Source organism: Pseudonocardia zijingensis (assembly GCF_042657305.1).
Lineage (GTDB): Bacteria > Actinomycetota > Actinomycetes > Mycobacteriales > Pseudonocardiaceae > Pseudonocardia > Pseudonocardia zijingensis.
The window spans coordinates 85,577-101,906 of the sequence record NZ_JBHSKO010000028.1; the positions used below are offsets into that span (position 1 = coordinate 85,577).

General features: G+C 73.8%; 20 protein-coding genes. 6 read left to right on the forward strand and 14 right to left on the reverse strand.

Translation table 11 applies throughout. The features are described from left to right. Positions 1 to 6 precede the first annotated feature (6 nt). Positions 7 to 501: a DUF3830 family protein gene (locus tag ACFPL3_RS35795; protein ID WP_343947079.1), complete on the reverse strand. Its 495-nt coding sequence runs from the start codon at positions 499 to 501 to the stop codon at positions 7 to 9. A 160-nt stretch (positions 502 to 661) separates the two neighbouring features. Here ACFPL3_RS35795 and ACFPL3_RS35800 point away from each other — a divergent pair, with 160 nt between their 5' ends. Beyond that, complete coding sequence (locus ACFPL3_RS35800) at positions 662 to 1,570, forward strand: D-2-hydroxyacid dehydrogenase (RefSeq protein ID WP_379590373.1); 909 nt, start codon at positions 662 to 664, stop codon at positions 1,568 to 1,570. After that, positions 1,567 to 2,946 (forward strand): amidase, encoded by a 1,380-nt coding sequence (locus ACFPL3_RS35805; RefSeq protein ID WP_343947080.1) that lies wholly within the window; start codon positions 1,567 to 1,569, stop codon positions 2,944 to 2,946. The genes ACFPL3_RS35800 and ACFPL3_RS35805 overlap by 4 nt, the downstream gene beginning before the upstream one ends. Positions 2,947 to 2,964: 18 nt before the next feature. On the opposite strand, the gene tatB is transcribed toward ACFPL3_RS35805, so the two are convergent. The 4 genes from tatB to sigE all read right to left on the reverse strand — a co-directional run bounded on the left by tatB (position 2,965) and on the right by sigE (position 6,273). Further along, on the reverse strand, positions 2,965 to 3,360 hold the full coding sequence (gene tatB, locus ACFPL3_RS35810) for a Sec-independent protein translocase protein TatB (RefSeq protein ID WP_343947081.1): 396 nt from the start codon (positions 3,358 to 3,360) through the stop codon (positions 2,965 to 2,967). Between the two features lie 9 nt (positions 3,361 to 3,369). Beyond that, on the reverse strand, positions 3,370 to 4,953 hold the full coding sequence (locus ACFPL3_RS35815; RefSeq protein ID WP_343947082.1) for a S1C family serine protease: 1,584 nt from the start codon (positions 4,951 to 4,953) through the stop codon (positions 3,370 to 3,372). A 73-nt stretch (positions 4,954 to 5,026) separates the two neighbouring features. After that, a complete protein-coding gene (locus tag ACFPL3_RS35820; protein ID WP_343947083.1) occupies positions 5,027 to 5,674 on the reverse strand; it encodes an anti-sigma factor family protein in 648 nt (215 codons plus the stop codon). Beyond that, positions 5,671 to 6,273: an RNA polymerase sigma factor SigE gene (sigE, locus tag ACFPL3_RS35825; protein ID WP_343947084.1), complete on the reverse strand. Its 603-nt coding sequence runs from the start codon at positions 6,271 to 6,273 to the stop codon at positions 5,671 to 5,673. Before sigE ends, ACFPL3_RS35820 begins: the two co-directional genes overlap by 4 nt. A 186-nt stretch (positions 6,274 to 6,459) precedes the next feature. Between sigE and ACFPL3_RS35830 the strand changes: the two genes are divergently transcribed. Further along, positions 6,460 to 7,113, forward strand: a complete 654-nt coding sequence (locus tag ACFPL3_RS35830; protein WP_343947085.1) for an O-methyltransferase — start codon at positions 6,460 to 6,462, stop codon at positions 7,111 to 7,113. Positions 7,114 to 7,131: 18 nt separating this feature from the next. On the opposite strand, the gene glgC is transcribed toward ACFPL3_RS35830, so the two are convergent. Next, on the reverse strand, positions 7,132 to 8,382 hold the full coding sequence (gene glgC, locus ACFPL3_RS35835; RefSeq protein WP_343947086.1) for a glucose-1-phosphate adenylyltransferase: 1,251 nt from the start codon (positions 8,380 to 8,382) through the stop codon (positions 7,132 to 7,134). A gap of 149 nt (positions 8,383 to 8,531) precedes the next feature. On the opposite strand from glgC, the gene glgA reads away from it, so the two are divergent. After that, entirely contained in the window at positions 8,532 to 9,695 is a 1,164-nt protein-coding gene (gene glgA / locus ACFPL3_RS35840) for a glycogen synthase (protein ID WP_343947087.1), read from the forward strand. On the opposite strand, the gene ACFPL3_RS35845 is transcribed toward glgA, so the two are convergent. Next, positions 9,671 to 10,243 (reverse strand): CGNR zinc finger domain-containing protein, encoded by a 573-nt coding sequence (locus tag ACFPL3_RS35845; protein ID WP_343947088.1) that lies wholly within the window; start codon positions 10,241 to 10,243, stop codon positions 9,671 to 9,673. The two genes, glgA and ACFPL3_RS35845, sit on opposite strands and share 25 nt — an antisense overlap. A 116-nt stretch (positions 10,244 to 10,359) precedes the next feature. On the opposite strand from ACFPL3_RS35845, the gene ACFPL3_RS35850 reads away from it, so the two are divergent. Then, on the forward strand, positions 10,360 to 10,515 hold the full coding sequence (locus ACFPL3_RS35850; RefSeq protein ID WP_343947089.1) for a hypothetical protein: 156 nt from the start codon (positions 10,360 to 10,362) through the stop codon (positions 10,513 to 10,515). Positions 10,516 to 10,620: 105 nt separating this feature from the next. On the opposite strand, the gene ACFPL3_RS35855 is transcribed toward ACFPL3_RS35850, so the two are convergent. From ACFPL3_RS35855 to dapE, 7 genes are all read right to left on the reverse strand, one after another. Further along, complete coding sequence (locus ACFPL3_RS35855) at positions 10,621 to 10,788, reverse strand: DUF3117 domain-containing protein (protein WP_084211001.1); 168 nt, start codon at positions 10,786 to 10,788, stop codon at positions 10,621 to 10,623. 168 nt (positions 10,789 to 10,956) lie between these two features. Next, positions 10,957 to 11,529, reverse strand: a complete 573-nt coding sequence (locus tag ACFPL3_RS35860) for a DNA-3-methyladenine glycosylase I (RefSeq protein WP_343947090.1) — start codon at positions 11,527 to 11,529, stop codon at positions 10,957 to 10,959. After that, the gene (locus ACFPL3_RS35865; RefSeq protein ID WP_343947091.1) at positions 11,526 to 11,870 is read right to left on the reverse strand and encodes a DivIVA domain-containing protein; all 345 of its coding nucleotides are present in this window, start codon (positions 11,868 to 11,870) and stop codon (positions 11,526 to 11,528) included. Before ACFPL3_RS35865 ends, ACFPL3_RS35860 begins: the two co-directional genes overlap by 4 nt. Before the next feature lie 13 nt (positions 11,871 to 11,883). Continuing rightward, entirely contained in the window at positions 11,884 to 12,816 is a 933-nt protein-coding gene (locus tag ACFPL3_RS35870; protein WP_343947092.1) for a glucosyl-3-phosphoglycerate synthase, read from the reverse strand. Between the two features lie 102 nt (positions 12,817 to 12,918). After that, complete coding sequence (locus ACFPL3_RS35875; RefSeq protein WP_343947093.1) at positions 12,919 to 13,476, reverse strand: LOG family protein; 558 nt, start codon at positions 13,474 to 13,476, stop codon at positions 12,919 to 12,921. Then, positions 13,473 to 14,237, reverse strand: a complete 765-nt coding sequence (locus tag ACFPL3_RS35880; protein ID WP_343947094.1) for an LOG family protein — start codon at positions 14,235 to 14,237, stop codon at positions 13,473 to 13,475. The genes ACFPL3_RS35875 and ACFPL3_RS35880 overlap by 4 nt, the downstream gene beginning before the upstream one ends. A 26-nt stretch (positions 14,238 to 14,263) precedes the next feature. After that, the gene (gene dapE / locus ACFPL3_RS35885) at positions 14,264 to 15,325 is read right to left on the reverse strand and encodes a succinyl-diaminopimelate desuccinylase (protein ID WP_343947095.1); all 1,062 of its coding nucleotides are present in this window, start codon (positions 15,323 to 15,325) and stop codon (positions 14,264 to 14,266) included. 74 nt (positions 15,326 to 15,399) lie between these two features. On the opposite strand from dapE, the gene dapD reads away from it, so the two are divergent. Then, positions 15,400 to 16,330: 2,3,4,5-tetrahydropyridine-2,6-dicarboxylate N-succinyltransferase (gene dapD, locus ACFPL3_RS35890; protein ID WP_379590380.1), on the forward strand; the 931-nt coding region annotated here is incomplete at its 3' end.

Here is a 16,330-nt window from a genome sequence, read left to right on the forward strand (position 1 = left end):
GGCCGGCTACCCGAGCCGCTCGTACACCAGGCGCTCGCCGAGGCTGCCGGACCGCCAGACGTCGTGGCAGGCCTCGGCCATCGCGTCGAGCCCCTCGGTGATCGAGGCGTAGACGTTGCCCGGGACCCAGCCGACGTCCCCGTTGATCAGCAGGTTGTTGCGGCCGTAGAAGATCGCGAGGTCGATCCCGCCCGCGTCCGCGTCGATGCCCTGGTCGGCCTTGAACGCGGAGTCGAGCATGCCGCCCGCGAAGTCGAAGAGCACGACGTCGCCGGGGATCGGGGTAACGGTCGGGTTCTCCCGGCCGACATCGGCGAAGCGCGGCACGATCGTGTAGACCTCGTTGCGCGCGTACTTGGCATGCTGCGCCTCACCGGCCAGCGGGCCGTTCTCGAGGGCTCGCCACACCGCGGCGGTGGTGCGCGGCGCCTCCTTCTCCAGCAGCTCAGCCACGCAGGACACACCACGGCGGGCGAGGCTGATGCGGAGGAACTTCGACATAGGGCCGCTCCCGGCGTCCAGAGAAGGTGTACACCGCGGCGCCGCGGATTGTTGACAATAGTACGAGGGCTTCCTAGCGTGTCAATCCTCGCCCCCCGCTCGGGAAGGTCCCGCCGAATTGCCCGTTTCCGCTGGTCAGCGAGCTCGCCCGACGATCGCGGTGCTGCACGGCGACGATCGACCGCCGGGCCTCGAGCTCCCCGGCATGCGCTTCGCCTCCGACGCGTCCTCGCTCGCCGAGGTCCTGCCCGGCGCAGAGGTGCTGCTCGTGTGGGACTTCCTCTCCGACGCCGTGCGCGACGCGTGGCCCGCCGCCGACGCGCTGCGCTGGGTGCACACCGCGAGCGCGGGCGTCGACCGGCTCACCTTCCCCGGCCTGCTCGAGTCCGACGTCACGCTCACCAACTCGCGCGGCGTGTTCGACCGGCCCATGGCGGAGTACGTGCTCGGCCTGGTCCTCGCGATGGCGAAGGATCTCCCCGGCACGCTGGCAGCGCAGGCGCGCCGCGAGTGGCACCACCGCGAGACCGAGCCGATCGCCGGGCGCTGCGCCGTGGTGGTCGGCGGCGGCCCGATCGGGCGCGCGATCGCCGCGCTGCTCGGCGCCGTGGGGATGGACGTGGAGCTGGTCGGGCGGAAGGACTTCGACGGTCTCCCCGGGCTGCTGCCCCGCGCCGACTGGCTCGTGCTCGCCGCCCCGCTCACCGACGCCACCCGCGGCATGCTCGACGCCGCCGCGCTGGCGCGGCTGCGCCCCACCGCGCGCGTGATCAACGTGGGCCGGGGGGCGCTCGTCGTCGAGCCGGACCTCGTCGACGCGCTGCAGGGGGGCCGGCTCGGGGGTGCCGCCCTCGACGTCTTCGCCCGCGAACCGCTCCCGCCCGACTCGCCGCTGTGGACCCACCCGGGCGTGATCGTCTCGCCGCACATGTCCGGCGACCTGATCGGCTGGCGGGAGCAGCTGGTGGAGGTGTTCCGCGACAACCTCGACCGCTACCGCACGGGCGCGACGCTGCGCAACGTCGTGGACAAGACGCTGGGATACGTCACGACCGGAGGTGGCACGTGAGCGCCGACCTGACCGCCACCGAGCTGCTCGCGGCCTACCGCTCGGGCGAGCTCTCCCCCGTCGAGGCCACCGAGGCGGCCCTGCAACGGATCCGGCGGTACGACCCGCAGGTCAACGCGTTCTGCCTGGTCGACGCCGATGCCGCGCTCGGGGCGGCGAAGGAGTCGGAGGAGCGCTGGCGCCGCGGTGAGCCGCTCGGAGCGCTGGACGGCGTGCCGACCTCGATCAAGGACATCCTGCTCACCCGCGGCTGGCCCACGCTGCGCGGGTCGCGCACCGTCGACCCGACCGGCCCGTGGGAGGTCGACGGCCCGCACGTCGCGCGCGTGCGCGAGCACGGCGCTGTGCTGCTCGGCAAGACCACCACCCCGGAGCTGGGCTGGAAGGGCGTCACCGACAACCCGCTGACCGGGGTCACCCGCAACCCGTGGGACATCTCCCGCACGGCGGGCGGCTCGTCCGGAGGCAGCGCGGCGGCCGTGCTGCTCGGGATGGGCCCGCTGTCCCTCGGCACCGACGGCGGCGGCTCCGTGCGGATCCCGGCCGCCTTCACCGGCACCACGGCGCTCAAGCCCACGTACGGCCGGGTGCCGCACTTCCCGCCGAGCCCGTTCGGCACCCTCGCCCACGTCGGGCCGATGACCCGCACCGCCGCCGATGCCGCGCTGCTGCTCGACGTGGTGTCCGGCCGCGACAGCCGCGACCCGTGGGCGCTCGCCCCGGCCGGCTCGGCGGCGGCGGCGCTCGACCAGGGCGTGGCGGGCCTGCGGATCGCCGTCAGCCCCACGCTCGGGTACGTCGACGTGCACCCTGAGGTCGCCGCGGCGTTCACGGCGGCGGTGGAGGTGTTCGCCGAGCTCGGTGCCCACCTGGAGGAGGCCGATCCCGGCTTCGCCGACCCGATCGAGGCCTTCGAGACGCTGTGGTTCAGCGGGGCCGCGAAGTCGATCGAGAACCTCGGGCCCGAGCAGCGCGCGCAGATGGACCCGGGCCTCGTGGCGGTCAGCGAGCAGGGGGCACGGGCCTCGGCGCTGGACTACCTCACCGCGATGGCCGTGCGCAACGAGCTCGGCACGCTCATGGGCGAGTTCCACAACCGCTACGACCTGCTGCTCACGCCGACCCTCCCGCTGCCCGCCTTCGAGGCGGGCGTCGAGGTGCCCCCGGGGTGGCCGCACGAGCGGTGGACGACGTGGACGCCGTTCACCTACCCGTTCAACATGACCCAGCAGCCTGCGGCGAGCGTGCCGTGCGGGTTCGCCGAGGGCCTGCCGGCGGGGCTGCAGATCGTCGGCCCGCGCCACGCCGACAACGCGGTGCTCGCCGCGGCCCACGCGTTCCAGCAGGCCACGGACTGGCACACCCGCAGGCCCTGACCCGGGCGGACGAGCCGATCAGGTGGCGTCCGGGTCGACCGGCGGCACCTCGTTCTTCGCCAGCCGGTCCGGCGCGGGCGCGGGCGCGGGCGGCGGGCTCTTCGTGAGGTTCGGCTTCGGCGGGGTGTAGCCGTTGGGCTTGGGCGGGTCGTCGTCGAAGAGCGTGCGTGTGACGGCCGTGCGCGGGTTGAAGTTGCGCAGGCCCCGCAGCTCCTCGAGCGGCTTGCGCAGCTCGTCGAACTCCGGGCCGAGCTCGCCGCGCAGCTGCTCGCGCGCGCCCGTGGCGTACTCGCGGACCTGCCGGATGGCTTTGCCCGCCCAGGCCGCGGCCGATGGCAACCGCTCCGGCCCGAGGATGAACAGGCCGGCCACGATCAACACGAGGATCTCGCCCCAGCCCACGCTCTCGAACACGGGACCACCTTAGTCCGAGGCCAGGACGACGGACACCGTCAGCGGGCGACCCTCGCGCACCAGCTCGACGTCCACGGTGTCGCCGGGGTTGCGTTCCCGCACCGCGACGACCAGCTCGTCGGCACCCGCGATCGGCCTGCCGCCCAGGCGGACGATCACGTCGCCCTCCAGGATCCCGGCGGCCTCGGCGGCGCCTCCCTGCTGCACGTTCTGCACCTGCGCGCCGTCGGTGGTGCCGTCGCTGACCGACCGCGCGTTGATGCCGATCTCCGCATGGGTGACCGCCCCGGTGCGGATCAGCTCCTCGGCGATGCCGCGGGCGTCGTCGATCGGGATGGCGAAGCCCAGGCCGATGGAGCCGCCCTCCCCCATCCCGATGCTGCGGATGGCCGTGTTGATGCCCACCACGGCGCCCGTGGAGTCGACGAGCGGACCGCCCGAGTTGCCGGGGTTGATCGCGGCGTCGGTCTGGATCGCGTCGATGACCGCGTTGGTGTCGGTGCCGGACCCGTCGAGGCGCACCGGCCGGTCGAGCGCGCTGACGATGCCCTCGGTGACGGTGCCGACCAGGCCCAGCGGCGACCCGATCGCGATCACGCCGTCGCCGACGACCAGGCCGGCCGACGAGCCGAACGTGGCCACCACCGGGTTGGCGACCTCCACCTTCACCACCGCGAGGTCGGTCTTCGGGTCGCGCCCCACGATCTGGGCGGCGGCACGCGTGCCGTCGTGGAAGATCGCCTCGATCTGGGCGCCGGTGACCTCGGCCGCGGGTGCCACCACGTGGTTGTTCGTGAGCACGTAGCCCGAGGGGTCGATCATCACGCCGGAGCCGGTGCCGCCCTCGTCGCCCACCCGGACCTCGAACGAGACCACCGCGGGCACCGTGCGGGCCGCGATGTCGGCCACCGAGCCGGGCGGACGTTCCCGGGCCGGGACGGTCTGGCTGATCATGGGATCGGGGTCGGTGAGCCCCGCCGCCCCCTCGGCGGTGTAGCGGCCGACCAGCCCGCCCGCGGCACCGACGAGCAGCGCGACGGCGGCGAGCACGGCGAGCGCCCGCGGCTCGACCCGGCGGCCGAACAGCAGCTCACGCAGGCTCAGGCGGGCCCCTTCGCCGCGCACGGGCTCGGCGGGGGTGGAGCCGGCCACGGCCGGCGGGCCCAGCGCGACCGGGCTCTCCGGGTCGCGCCACGGGTCGCGCTCGGCGCCCTCGGTCCAGAACGGATCGGGGTGCGCCGCGCCGTTGGAGGACCCGTTGTCGCCCGGGCGCTGCAGCGACGGCGTGGCCGCGTCGGGACGGCCGAACGCGCTGGCCAGCGCGGCGGGCGGCGGGGCGACGAGAGTGGTGCGCTGCGGGGTGCCGTTGCGCTGGGCGGCGAAACCGCCCTCGACGCCTCCCGGGCGGCCGAACACCGCGGCCGTCTCGGGGTCGACCTCGGGCCGCTCCAGCGGGCGCGGCCCGAGACGCGGGGGTGTGGCATCGGACTTCGAGAGCTCCACCGGCGTCGAGAGCTCCACCGTGTGGTCCTCGCCAGCGCCCTCGGTGCCGTCGGCAGCGCTCCCCTCGGCGGGGCTGTTGGGATCGCTCATCCCTCGGCGGACTCCTGAACTGGGCGGACCTGACCCCACCAGACTGCCTCAGCGGCGGTGAAGTCCGCGTAGCTCAGCGGTTGCCGCCCTCGGCGGGCCGGCGCGACGGGGTGGACGGCGACGTCGACGTGGGCGCGGTGGTGGGCGTGGGCGCGAGCTGCAGCCGCGCGTCGACCGGGCTGGCGGGGGTGCCGCCGAGCACCGGCTGTTCGAACTCACCGGGGGGCGCGGGCGCCGCGGCGCCGCTCACGACGGTGGGGACGGCGAAGGCGATGGCGCCGACCGCGAGGCCGGACACGGCGACCCCGGCCCCGAGCCGGAGCCTGCGATGGCGGTCGTGTCGCCGGGCGGTGGTGTCGACATCGGTGCGCGGGGCGGCGGGGTGCTCGGGACGCAGCACCGAGACGAACTGCCCCTCAGGGGTGACCGCGAGCCCGGCGGGCGGCGCGGGGAGGTCGGTGTCCTGCGGGATCGAGCGCAGGCTCGACAGCAGGGAGGAGGGAAGGCTCGGACAGTCTGCGGTGCGCAGGGCGGCACGCGCCTGGCCCTGCGCGACGACCTGGGCGGCGCACTCGGGGCACTGGGCGAGGTGCTGGGTGGCCCGCAGGTGCGGACCGGGGGCGAGTTCCTCGTCGACGTACGCGACGATGGCGTCGGACGACAGGTGAGCCTGACCCCAGTCGGGTGTGGTCACCGAGATGCGCCAACGCCCAGAACTCACCCGTGTACCTCCTCGAGCTCGCCCACACGGTCCTCCGCGGCCCGGCGGCGCTCGAGAGCGCTGCGCAGGGCGGCCCGGCCGCGGTGGATCCTGCTTCTCACCGTACCGAGCTTCACGCCGAGAGTCGCGCCGATCTCCTCGTACGACAGGCCTTCGACGTCGCACAGCACGACCGCCGCGCGGAACTCCGGCGGCAGCTCGTCGAGCGCGGCCTGCAGCTTGGGGTCGAGGTGGGTGTCGGAGAACACCTGCTCGGGCTGCGGCCCGCTGCCGGGCAGCCGGTCGGTGTCCTCGGGCAGCGCCTCCATCCGGATGCGGGAACGGCGGCGCACCATGTCCAGGAACAGGTTCGTGGTGATGCGGTGCAGCCAGCCCTCGAACGTGCCCGGCTTGTAGGAGGCGAGGGAGCGGAACACCCGGACGAACGTCTCCTGGGTGAGGTCCTCTGCGTCATGCGGGTTGCCGGTCAGGCGGTACGCGAGGCGGTAGACGCGGTCGGCGTGCTCACGCACCACGTCGTCCCAGCTCGGTGGGGTCCAGCCGGCCTCCTCACCGGGCAGCAACGTGCTGCTCGGCAGTGTGGCTGAGCCTTCGCTCATCGTCGGGTCGCACCTCCTGCGGCGGGTCGTGCCCCCTGGCCAACGGAACACCGGTGCTCGTTGTTCCCGGCACTCCCACGGCCGACGACCCCGGCCGATGGCACCTACGGTGCCCGATACCCGTGAATTAGTGGTGAGAACCGGCTGAGAGGAGCCTGATAGAACCGGCCAAGTAGCCTCTCCCCCATGTGGGTGCCGGACGCCGCCACCGATCTGTGGGCGCTGCGCGACCACGTCGGATCCTACCTCTCCGAGGACGACGTGCTCCTGTCCGCACGGGCGGAGGCAGAGCGTTCCGGCTGCGTCCCCCTCGGGCCGGATGCGGGCGCCGGCCTGCGCTTCCTCGCGGCCACCATCGGGGCGCGCGCCGTGGTGGAGATCGGCACCGGCACCGGGGTGAGCGGGCTGTGGCTGCTGCGGGGCATGGCGTCCGACGGCACCCTCACCTCCATCGACATCGATCCCGAGCACCAGCGGGCCGCCCGGGCCGCGTTCCTCGCCGCGGGGTACGGCCCCGCCAACCTCCGGCTGATCAACGGCCTGGCGCTCGAGGTGCTGCCGAGGCTCACCGACGCCGGCTACGACCTGGTGTTCGTCGACGCCGGGCCGGCCCAGTACCCGCGCTACCTCGAGGAGGCCGTGCGCCTGCTGCGCGACGGCGGGATCGTGGTCTTCGCCGGGGCGCTCGGCGCCGGGATCGTGGACCCGGAGGCCACCGACCCGGGCACCGTGGGCCTGCGCGAGGTGGGCCGGCTGGTCCGCGACGACGACCGCCTGGTGCCGGTGCTGCTCCCCCTGGGTGACGGCCTCCTGGCCGCCCTGAAGGCCCCTACTTCCTGAGAGGCCCGGCACGCCCCCTCAGAGGGCCGTGGCGCCCTTGCCCAGCACCACCACGCCGCCCTGGCTCACGGTGTAGCGCGCGCGGTCCAGGCCCAGGTCGACGCCCACCAGCGCGCCGTCGGGGATCACCACGTTCTTGTCGAGGATGGCGCCGCGCACGATCGCGCCGCGCCCGACGCTGACGCCGGGCAGCACGACCGAGTCGGACACCTCGGCCCCGGCCTCGACGCGGACGTTCGGGCTGATCACCGAGCGGCGCACGATGGCACCGGAGATGATCGTGCCCGCGCCGACGATCGAGTCCTGCGCGATGCCGCCCTCCACGAACTTGGCGGGCGGCAGCGGGGCCATCGCCGTGCGGATGGGCCAGCGCTGGTTGTACAGGTTGAAGATCGGGTGCACCGACACCAGGTCGGTGTGGGCCTCGTAGTACGCGTCGATGGTGCCGACGTCGCGCCAGTAGCCCGCGTCGCGGTCGGTGGCGCCGGGCACCACGTTGTCGGCGAAGTCGTAGACGGCGGCGTCGCCCTGCGCGACCAGCCGCGGGATGATGTCGCCGCCCATGTCGTGGTCGGAGTCGCCGTCCTCGGCGTCGGCCCGCAGGGCCTCGAGCAGCACCTCTGTGGTGAAGATGTAGTTGCCCATCGAGGCGAACGTGACGTCCGGGTCGTCGGGCACCGAGGGCGGGTCGGAGGGCTTCTCCAGGAAGTCGGTGATCTTGCCGCCGGGCTCGGAGTTGATCACGCCGAACGCCTTGGCCTCGGCCCGCGGCACCCGGATGCCCGCGACGGTGACGCCCGCGCCGCTCTCGATGTGACGCGCCAGCATCTGACCAGGGTCCATGCGGTAGACGTGGTCGGCGCCGAACACCGCGATGTAGTCGGGGCGCTCGTCGTAGACCAGGTTGAGGCTCTGGAAGATCGCGTCGGCGCTGCCGGTGTACCAGCGCCTGCCGAGCCGCTGCTGGGCGGGCACCGTGGTGATGTACTGCCCGAGCACGCTCGAGAGCCGCCAGGTGGTGGAGATGTGGCGGTCGAGCGAGTGGGACTTGTACTGGGTGAGCACGCACACCCGGTGCATGCCCGCGTTGACCAGGTTGGACAGCACGAAGTCGATGAGGCGGTAGTTGCCGCCGAACGGCACCGCGGGTTTGGCGCGGTCGGCCGTGAGCGGCCACAACCGCTTGCCCTCGCCACCGGCGAGGACCATCCCCAGGACGTTGGCCCCCAGTGCCAGTGGTGTGGCGGAGGACATCCGCGCCCCCGTCATGGCGTCGCCCCGACCCGGGCCCCTACCGGCAGCGTCGTCACAGCCCTGACCCTAGTGCGCGGCAACGGTGCCGGGCCAGCGGAACGCCCGGTTGGGCCTGTGATCCGCCGCCCCGCGCGGCGGCGGGCGCGATGCCCTACCGTTCGCGCGTGCGCATCGGCCTGCTCACCCGCGAGTACCCCCCGGACGTCTACGGCGGCGCCGGCGTGCACGTCGGGCACCTCGCACCGGCGCTGCGCGCGCTGGTGGACGTCGACGTGCACTGCTTCGGCGAACCGCGGGAGGCGCCCGACACCTACGCGCACCGGTCGCCACCGGCGCTCGACGGGGCGAACCCGGCGCTGCAGACGCTCGGCGCGGACCTGTCGATGGTGGCCGCGCTCGGCGGGGTGGACCTCGCCCACTCCCACACCTGGTACGCCAACATGGCGGGCCACCTGGCGATGGTGCTCCACGGGGTGCCCCACGTCGTCACCGCGCACTCGCTCGAGCCGCGCAGGCCGTGGAAGGCCGAACAGCTCGGCGGCGGGTACCGGCTCTCGTCGTGGGTGGAGCGCACCGCATACGAGGCGGCGGACGCGGTGATCGCGGTGAGCGCGGGCATGCGCGAGGACGTGCTGGACTGCTACCCCGCCCTCGACCCCGAACGCGTCCACGTCGTGCACAACGGCATCGACACCGACTTCTACCGCCCGGATCCCGCGCGGGACGCCGTGCTCGCGGCGGGCATCGACCCGGACCGGCCGAGTGTGGTCTTCGTCGGGCGGATCACCCGGCAGAAGGGACTCGGGCACCTGATCGCGGCCGCCCACCACATCGACCCGGCCGCACAGGTCGTGCTGTGCGCGGGAGCGCCGGACACCCCCGAGATCGCCGCGGAGACCGAGGCCGCGGTGGCGGAGCTGAGCGCCGCCCGTTCCGGCGTCGTGTGGGTGCGCGGGATGCTGCCCACCACGTCGGTGCGCCAGATCCTGTCCGCGGCCACCGTGTTCGTATGCCCGTCGGTGTACGAGCCGCTGGGCATCGTCAACCTGGAGGCGATGGCCTGCGGCACCGCCGTGGTGGCCTCCGACGTCGGCGGCATCCCCGAGGTCGTCGCCGACGGCGAGACCGGCCTGCTCGCCCACTACGCCGAGGACGACGTGGAGACGTTCCGGACCGGGCTCGCCGAGGCGATCAACGCGCTGCTCGCCGACCCGGCCCGCGCCGCCGCGATGGGCGAGGCGGGCCGGGCCAGGGCGGAGCGGGAGTTCAGCTGGCAGCAGGCCGCCGCACGAACCGTGGAGATCTACCGGACGCTCGTCGCGGCCTGAGTCGAGACCTGAGCCCGCGCCTTGACCCGGGCGCGGTGCGCGGCCACCGCGGAGCGGTTGGCGCACGCCGACGAGCAGTAGCGGCGCGCCGCGTTGCGGGAGGTGTCGGCGAACACCTTCGCGCAACCCTCGGCGGCGCACCGGCCGTGGCGGCTGACGCCGTACTCGGACACGAGCATCGCCAGCGCGAACGCGGTGGTGGCCCGGATGCGGTCGACGAGGCCCGCCTCCGGCGGCGTGTAGTGCAGGTGCCAGCCCTCGCCGTCGTGGTCGGTGAGGTGCGGCTCGATCCGCACGTCGACTAGCAGCGCGTTGATCGCGGCGGCGGCCTCCGCGTCGGTGGTGGCGTCGAAGACGGTGCGCAGCCTGCGGCTCCAGGCGCGCAGCTTGGGTTCGACGCTGTCGGGGGCGTCGATCGCGCGGTAGGAGTGCGCGACCAGCACGCCGCGCAGCTGGTCCGGAACCCGACCCTCGGGGTCCTCGATGACGGCGTTCACCAGGTCCACGGCAGCGCCGAGGGCATCGCTCCGGTAACCGATGAAGTCCATTGGGCTATTACTACCAGACGCTCCCCGTGTAAGGTTCCAACCAAGGACGCCTATTACCGGAGGGAGGCGCGGCCATGCGGTGCGCGCGGTGCGGGTGGCCCAGCGAGGAAGCGGCGGTGCTGTCCACGCACGCCACGTCCCAGGGCTGGGTGCGCTACCGCCGGTGCGTCTGCGGCGAGGTCGCGATCGAACTCGTGACGCTCGGCCCCGCCACGGGCACACAAGTGCGGCCCCTGCGCGAGTCGGCGGGCGACGCGCTCAGGACACCCTGACGGTCAGGGCACACGACGACGAACGGCACCGGTGGGCGGCCGTCGCCGTCCACCGGTGCCGTTGATCGGGAACCGGTTTGCCCCGTGGCCGGGGCGCGCCTGCACTCAGCCGGAGGCGGCCTTGAGCGCGTCGCCGAGGTCGCTGGCTTCCTCCGCCGACATCTCGACGACCAGGCGGCCGCCCCCTTCGAGGGGGACGCGCATCACGATGCCCCGACCCTCCTTGGTCACCTCCAGGGGACCATCACCGGTCCGGGGCTTCATCGCCGCCATCTCCTGCCTCCTCCGTCGTCGTTAGTGGCCAGAGCCGTTGGCATCGCGGGTCTCGTTGCCGCTGCGCGGGCGTAGCGCGCGGCGAGGATGCTGGGAACATCTTTCCTCATCCGGCGGACAGGGGTGCAACCGGAGCGATCAACCGGTCTGATTGTTCACCCTTCGCAGTCACACCGTCGCTGCCCGCCAGCAGTCCGCGACGTGGTCGTCCACCAGTCCGGCGGCCTGCATGAGCGCGTAACAGGTGGTCGGCCCGACGAAGCGCAGCCCGAGCTTCTTGAGCGCGCGGGCCATCGCCACGGACTCCGGCGTGGTGGCCGGCACGTCCGCGAGGGTGGCGGGCCGGCGGTGGGCACCGGGCTCCGGGGCGAAGGACCAGAGCAGCTCGTCGAGCGGCCGGTCCATGTCCACGACGCGGCGCGCGTTGTGGACGGTGGCCTCGATCTTCGCCCGGTTGCGCACGATCCCGGCGTCGCCGAGCAACCGCTCCACGTCCGCCTCGCCGAAGCCGGCGACCACGGCCGGGTCGAAACCGGAGAACGCGGCGCGGAACGCAGGCCGCTTGCGCAGGATGACCAGCCAGGACAGGCCGGACTGGAACCCCTCCAGCGTCAGCCGCTCGAACAGCGCGGTGACCCCGCGCAAGGGCCGGCCCCACTCCTCGTCGTGGTAGGCGACGTACTCGGGCGCGGAGCCCGCCCAGGCGCAGCGCACGCGCCCGTCGGTGCCGGTCGTCGTCATCGGTCACCCTCCGCCATGCCGGGCGACGCCGCCAGCGCCGACTCCAGCTCCGCCACCCGGGCGAGCAGGCCGTCGCGCTGCGCACCGGTGCGGTCGAGCTCGTCGGCGAGCCGGTCCAGCACCCAGTCGACCTCGTCCATGCGGTAGCCGCGCAGCGCCTGCTGGAACCGCAGCTCACGCACGTCGGCGCCGTCGATCTCACCGGCGGGCAGCCGGGTCGGGGTGGCCCCCGGCGGCAGCGGAGCCAGCTCCTCGCCACGCCCGAAGACGAGCGTGGCTATCCCGAACAGGGCGGCCCCGACAGCCGCGACGACCAAGAGGTAGATCAGCGCGGTCCCCACCCCGCCGATCCCATCACGCACCCCCGGTCAACGCACGGATCGGGGGTCGATCGGCCACGCCGAGCGTGCTCGCCGCCGGCAGCCACTCCCCCTCCACCTGCACGAACTGGGTGAGCGCCGCGCCCGAATCGGACACGCCGCAGCGGGCGAGCGCCGCCGCGAGGATCTGGCGCGCCATCACCCCCAGCTGCAGCAGCGACCGGTTCCGGTGCTTGCGCACCCCCAGGTTCACCTGGGCGAGGCCGTCGAGACCGAGCCGGGCGTAGGTGTCGAGCAGCAGGCCGATCTCCACGCCGTAGCCCGGCGCGAACGGCACGGACTCCAGCAACTCCCGGGTGCCCGCGTACTCACCGCCCAGCGGCTGCACGATCCCGGCGAGCTCTGGTCGCAGCGCCGCCAGCAGCGGCCGCACGAGCAACTCGGTGACCCGCCCGCCGCCGGTGTCGACCTCCGCGGTCTCCAGGCGCAGCGGACGCCGGTAGAAGCCCTTCACCAGCGCGACCCCCCGCTCGGTGAGCAGCGGGCCGAGCAGGGCGGGCACGAAGCCCGGGTCGAAGTCGACGAGGTCGGAGTCGAGGTAGCAGACGACGTCACCGGTGGTGGCGGCGAGCGACCGCCACAGCACCTCCCCCTTGCCCGGCACCGGGTCGACCTCCGGCAGCACGTCGGTGCGCAGCACCACCCGCGCGCCCGCGGCGGCGGCCACCTCGACCGTGCGGTCGGTGGAGCCGGAGTCGACCACCACCAGCTCGTCGACCAGCGGCGCCGGGCCGCGGGTCAGGGGCACGATCGCGGCGACGATCGCCCCGACCGTGGCCTCCTCGTCGAGGGCGGGCAGCACCACCGAGACCCGGCGGCCCGCCTTCGCCGCCACGAGCTCCTCGACGCTCCAGCGGGGCTCCTGCCACGTCCGCCGGGCGAACCACTCCTCGATGACCGGATCCACCTGTCCGCTCCCTCCCGTGCCTGGTTGCGGGTTGGCGATCACCGATGACCGACGCGACCACGTCTCGAGAGGGTCCCACCGACAGGCGGCCCGCGGGAGGGGTCAGCCGTCAACGGGCTTGGCGCACGCGTCCAGCGCATCGGCCACATCGGTGGCGACGACCAGGCGCTCGATCGCCTCCGGCCGCACGAACCCGCGCTCCCCCAGCCCGCGCACCCACTCCAGCAGCCCGGCGTAGTGCCCGTCGGGGTCGAGCACCACCACGGGCTTGCGGTGCATGCCCAGGTAACCCGCCGTCCAGACCTCGAACAGCTCCTCGCAGGTGCCCACGCCGCCCGGCAGCGCGAGGAACGCGTCGGCGTGGGCCTCCATGAGGGCCTTGCGCTCCCGCATCGTGTCGACGACGAGCAGCTCGTCGGAGTCGTGGTCGGCCCACTCGAGGTCGACGAGCGCCTGCGGGATCACCCCGACGGTGCGCGCCCCGCCCGCGCGGGCGGCGGCACCGACGGCACCCATCATCGCCGCCTTCCCGCCACCGGACACGAGCTGCCAGCCGCGGGCCGCGATCCCGGCGCCGACGTCGGCCGCGAGCCGCAGGTAGCGCTCCGGCAGGCCCTCGATCGAGCCGCAGTACACGCAGACGGCCAGCGAGCCGCTCAATGCGCCTCCTCCCACGCTCGCCACGCGTCCTGCACGATCTTCACCGCGTCGTCGACGTCGTCGGTGAGGTGCAGCAGTGCGAGGTCCTTCTCGCCGACCTTGCCGGCACCCAGCACCGTGGTGGCGATCCAGTCGTACAGCCCGCCCCAGTACTCGCTGCCCAGCAGCACCACCGGGAACTTCGTGACCTTCTTCGTCTGCACCAGCGTGAGGGCCTCGAACAGCTCGTCGAGCGTGCCGAAGCCGCCGGGCAGGCACACGAAGGCCTGCGAGTACTTCACGAACATCGTCTTGCGCGCGAAGAAGTAGCGGAAGTTGATGCCCAGGTCGACCCAGTCGTTGAGGCCCTGCTCGAAGGGCAGCTCGATGCCCAGCCCCACCGACAGCCCGCCTGCGTCCGAGCAGCCCTTGTTGGCCGCCTCCATCACGCCCGGCCCGCCCCCGGTGATCACCGCGAAGCCCGCCTCGGCGAGGGCCGTGCCCAGCGCCCGGCCCTGCGCGTACTCGGGGTGGTCGCGCGGCGTGCGCGCCGAACCGAACACGGTGACCGCCCTCGGCAGCTCCGCGAGCATGCCGAAGCCCTCGACGAACTCGGCCTGGATGCGCATCACCCGCCAGGGGTCGGTGTGCACCCAGTCGCTGGGACCGCGCGAATCGAGCAACCGCTGGTCGGTGGTGGTCGGCTCGTTCCGCCGTTCGCGCCGCAGCACGACAGGGCCGCGCTGCTTCTCCTCGGGGCGCCGCGCCCCGTCCGTGCTCATGGCGGCCAGGGTAGTGAGCGCACGTGTCAGCCGAGGAAACGGCGGAGGACGTCGAGCGCCTCCGTGATCCGGGCCGGGTCCACGTGCTCGTCGCGGGTGTGGGCGAGGTTCGGGTCGCCCGGGCCGTAGTTCAGCGCCGGGATGCCGAGCGCCGCGAAGCGCGAGACGTCCGTCCAGCCGTACTTGGCGGTGGGCTCGGCGCCGGTGGCGGCCAGGAACTCACGCGCGGCGGGGGCGCCCAGCCCCGGCAGCGCACCCGGCGACAGGTCGGTGATCTCGAGCTCGAAGCCCTCGAACACCTCCCGCACGTGCTTCTCCGCGGCCGCGGCGTCGCGGTCGGGGGCGAACCGGAAGTTGATCGTGACCACGCACTCGTCGGGCACCACGTTGCCCGCCACCCCACCGGCGATGCGCACGGCCTGCAGGCCCTCCCGGTACCGGCAGCCGTCGATCTCGACCTCGCGGGCCGGGTACGCGGCCAGCCGTTCCAGCACGGGCCCTGCCGCGTGCACGGCGTTCTCGCCCAGCCATGAGCGGGCCGAGTGGGCCCGCCGGCCGCGCAGGGTGATCTCCGCCCGCAGGGTGCCCTGGCAGCCCGCCTCGACGGCCCCGTTCGTCGGCTCGCCGAGGATCGCGAGGTCGGCGGCGAGCCAGTCGCGGTGCTCGCGCTCGATGCGTCCGAGCCCGTTGCGCACCGCCTCGACCTCCTCGCAGTCGTAGAACACGAACGTGAGGTCGTGGCGCGGATCCGGCAGCACGGCCGCGAGGTGGGCGAACACGGCGTCGCCCGCCTTCATGTCGGAGGTGCCGCAGCCGTAGATCAGGCCCTGGTCACGCCTGCTGGGCACGTTGTCGGCGATCGGCACCGTGTCGATGTGCCCCGCGAGCAGCACGCGCCCGGGCCGGCCCAGGTCGGTGCGCGCCAGCACCGCGTGGCCGGACCGCAACACCTCCAGGTGCGGGGCCTGGGCGCGCAGCGCCGCCTCGAGGGCGTCGGCGAGCGCCCCCTCCTCGCCGGAGACGCTCGGCACGTCCACGAGCGCGGCGCAGAGGTCGACGGGGTCGGCGGTGAGGTCGAGTGGGCGCACAGCAGCGACGGTACTGGCCTCCCACGCCACTCCCCGGTCCGCCCGCGCCGACCGCTGCGGTTAGCGTTGGGGCCGTGAGCAGCGCACTTCGCATCGAGGGGGCCTCCGGCACCGGCCTGGCCACCGTCGCCGCCGATGGCACCGTCCTGGACACCTGGTTCCCCGCGCCCGCACTGGGCCCCGACGCGGCGGATGTCACCGCAGACCTGGAACCGCTGGCCGGCACCGACGACGTCCGCGGCGTGCGCACCGTCGTCGTGCGCACCGCGATCGCCTCGCTCGCCGACCCGCCCGCCGACGCCCATGACGCCTACCTGCGGCTGCACCTGCTGAGCCACCGGCTGGTCGCACCTCGGGAGGTGAACCTGGACGGCGTCTTCGGCGTGCTCGCCAACGTCGTGTGGACCAGCCAGGGTCCCTGCCCCGTGCCCGGCTTCGAGCTCACCCGCGCCCGGCTGCGCGCCCGCGGCCCCCTGGCCGTGTACGGCGTGGACAAGTTCCCCCGGATGGTCGACTACGTGCTGCCCGAGGGCGTGCGCATCGCCGACGCCGACCGCGTGCGGCTCGGCGCCCACCTCGCCGCCGGCACCACGGTGATGCACGAGGGCTTCGTGAACTACAACGCGGGCACGCTCGGCGCGTCGATGGTGGAGGGCCGCATCTCCGCGGGCGTCGTGGTCGGCGACGGCTCCGACGTCGGCGGCGGCGCCTCGATCATGGGCACGCTCTCCGGCGGCGGCAAGGAGGTCATCTCCGTGGGCGAGCGGTGCCTGCTCGGCGCCAACGCCGGGATCGGCATCTCGCTCGGCGACGACTGCGTGGTGGAGGCCGGCCTCTACGTCACGGCGGGCACGAAGGTGTCGCTGCCGGACGGGAGCAGCGTGGCCGCCCGCAGCCTCTCCGGCCGCAACGGCCTGCTGCTGCGCCGCAACTCGGTCTCGGGGGCCGTGGAGGCGCTGCCCCGCACGGGCGAGGGCATCACGCTGAACGAGGCGCTGCACGCGA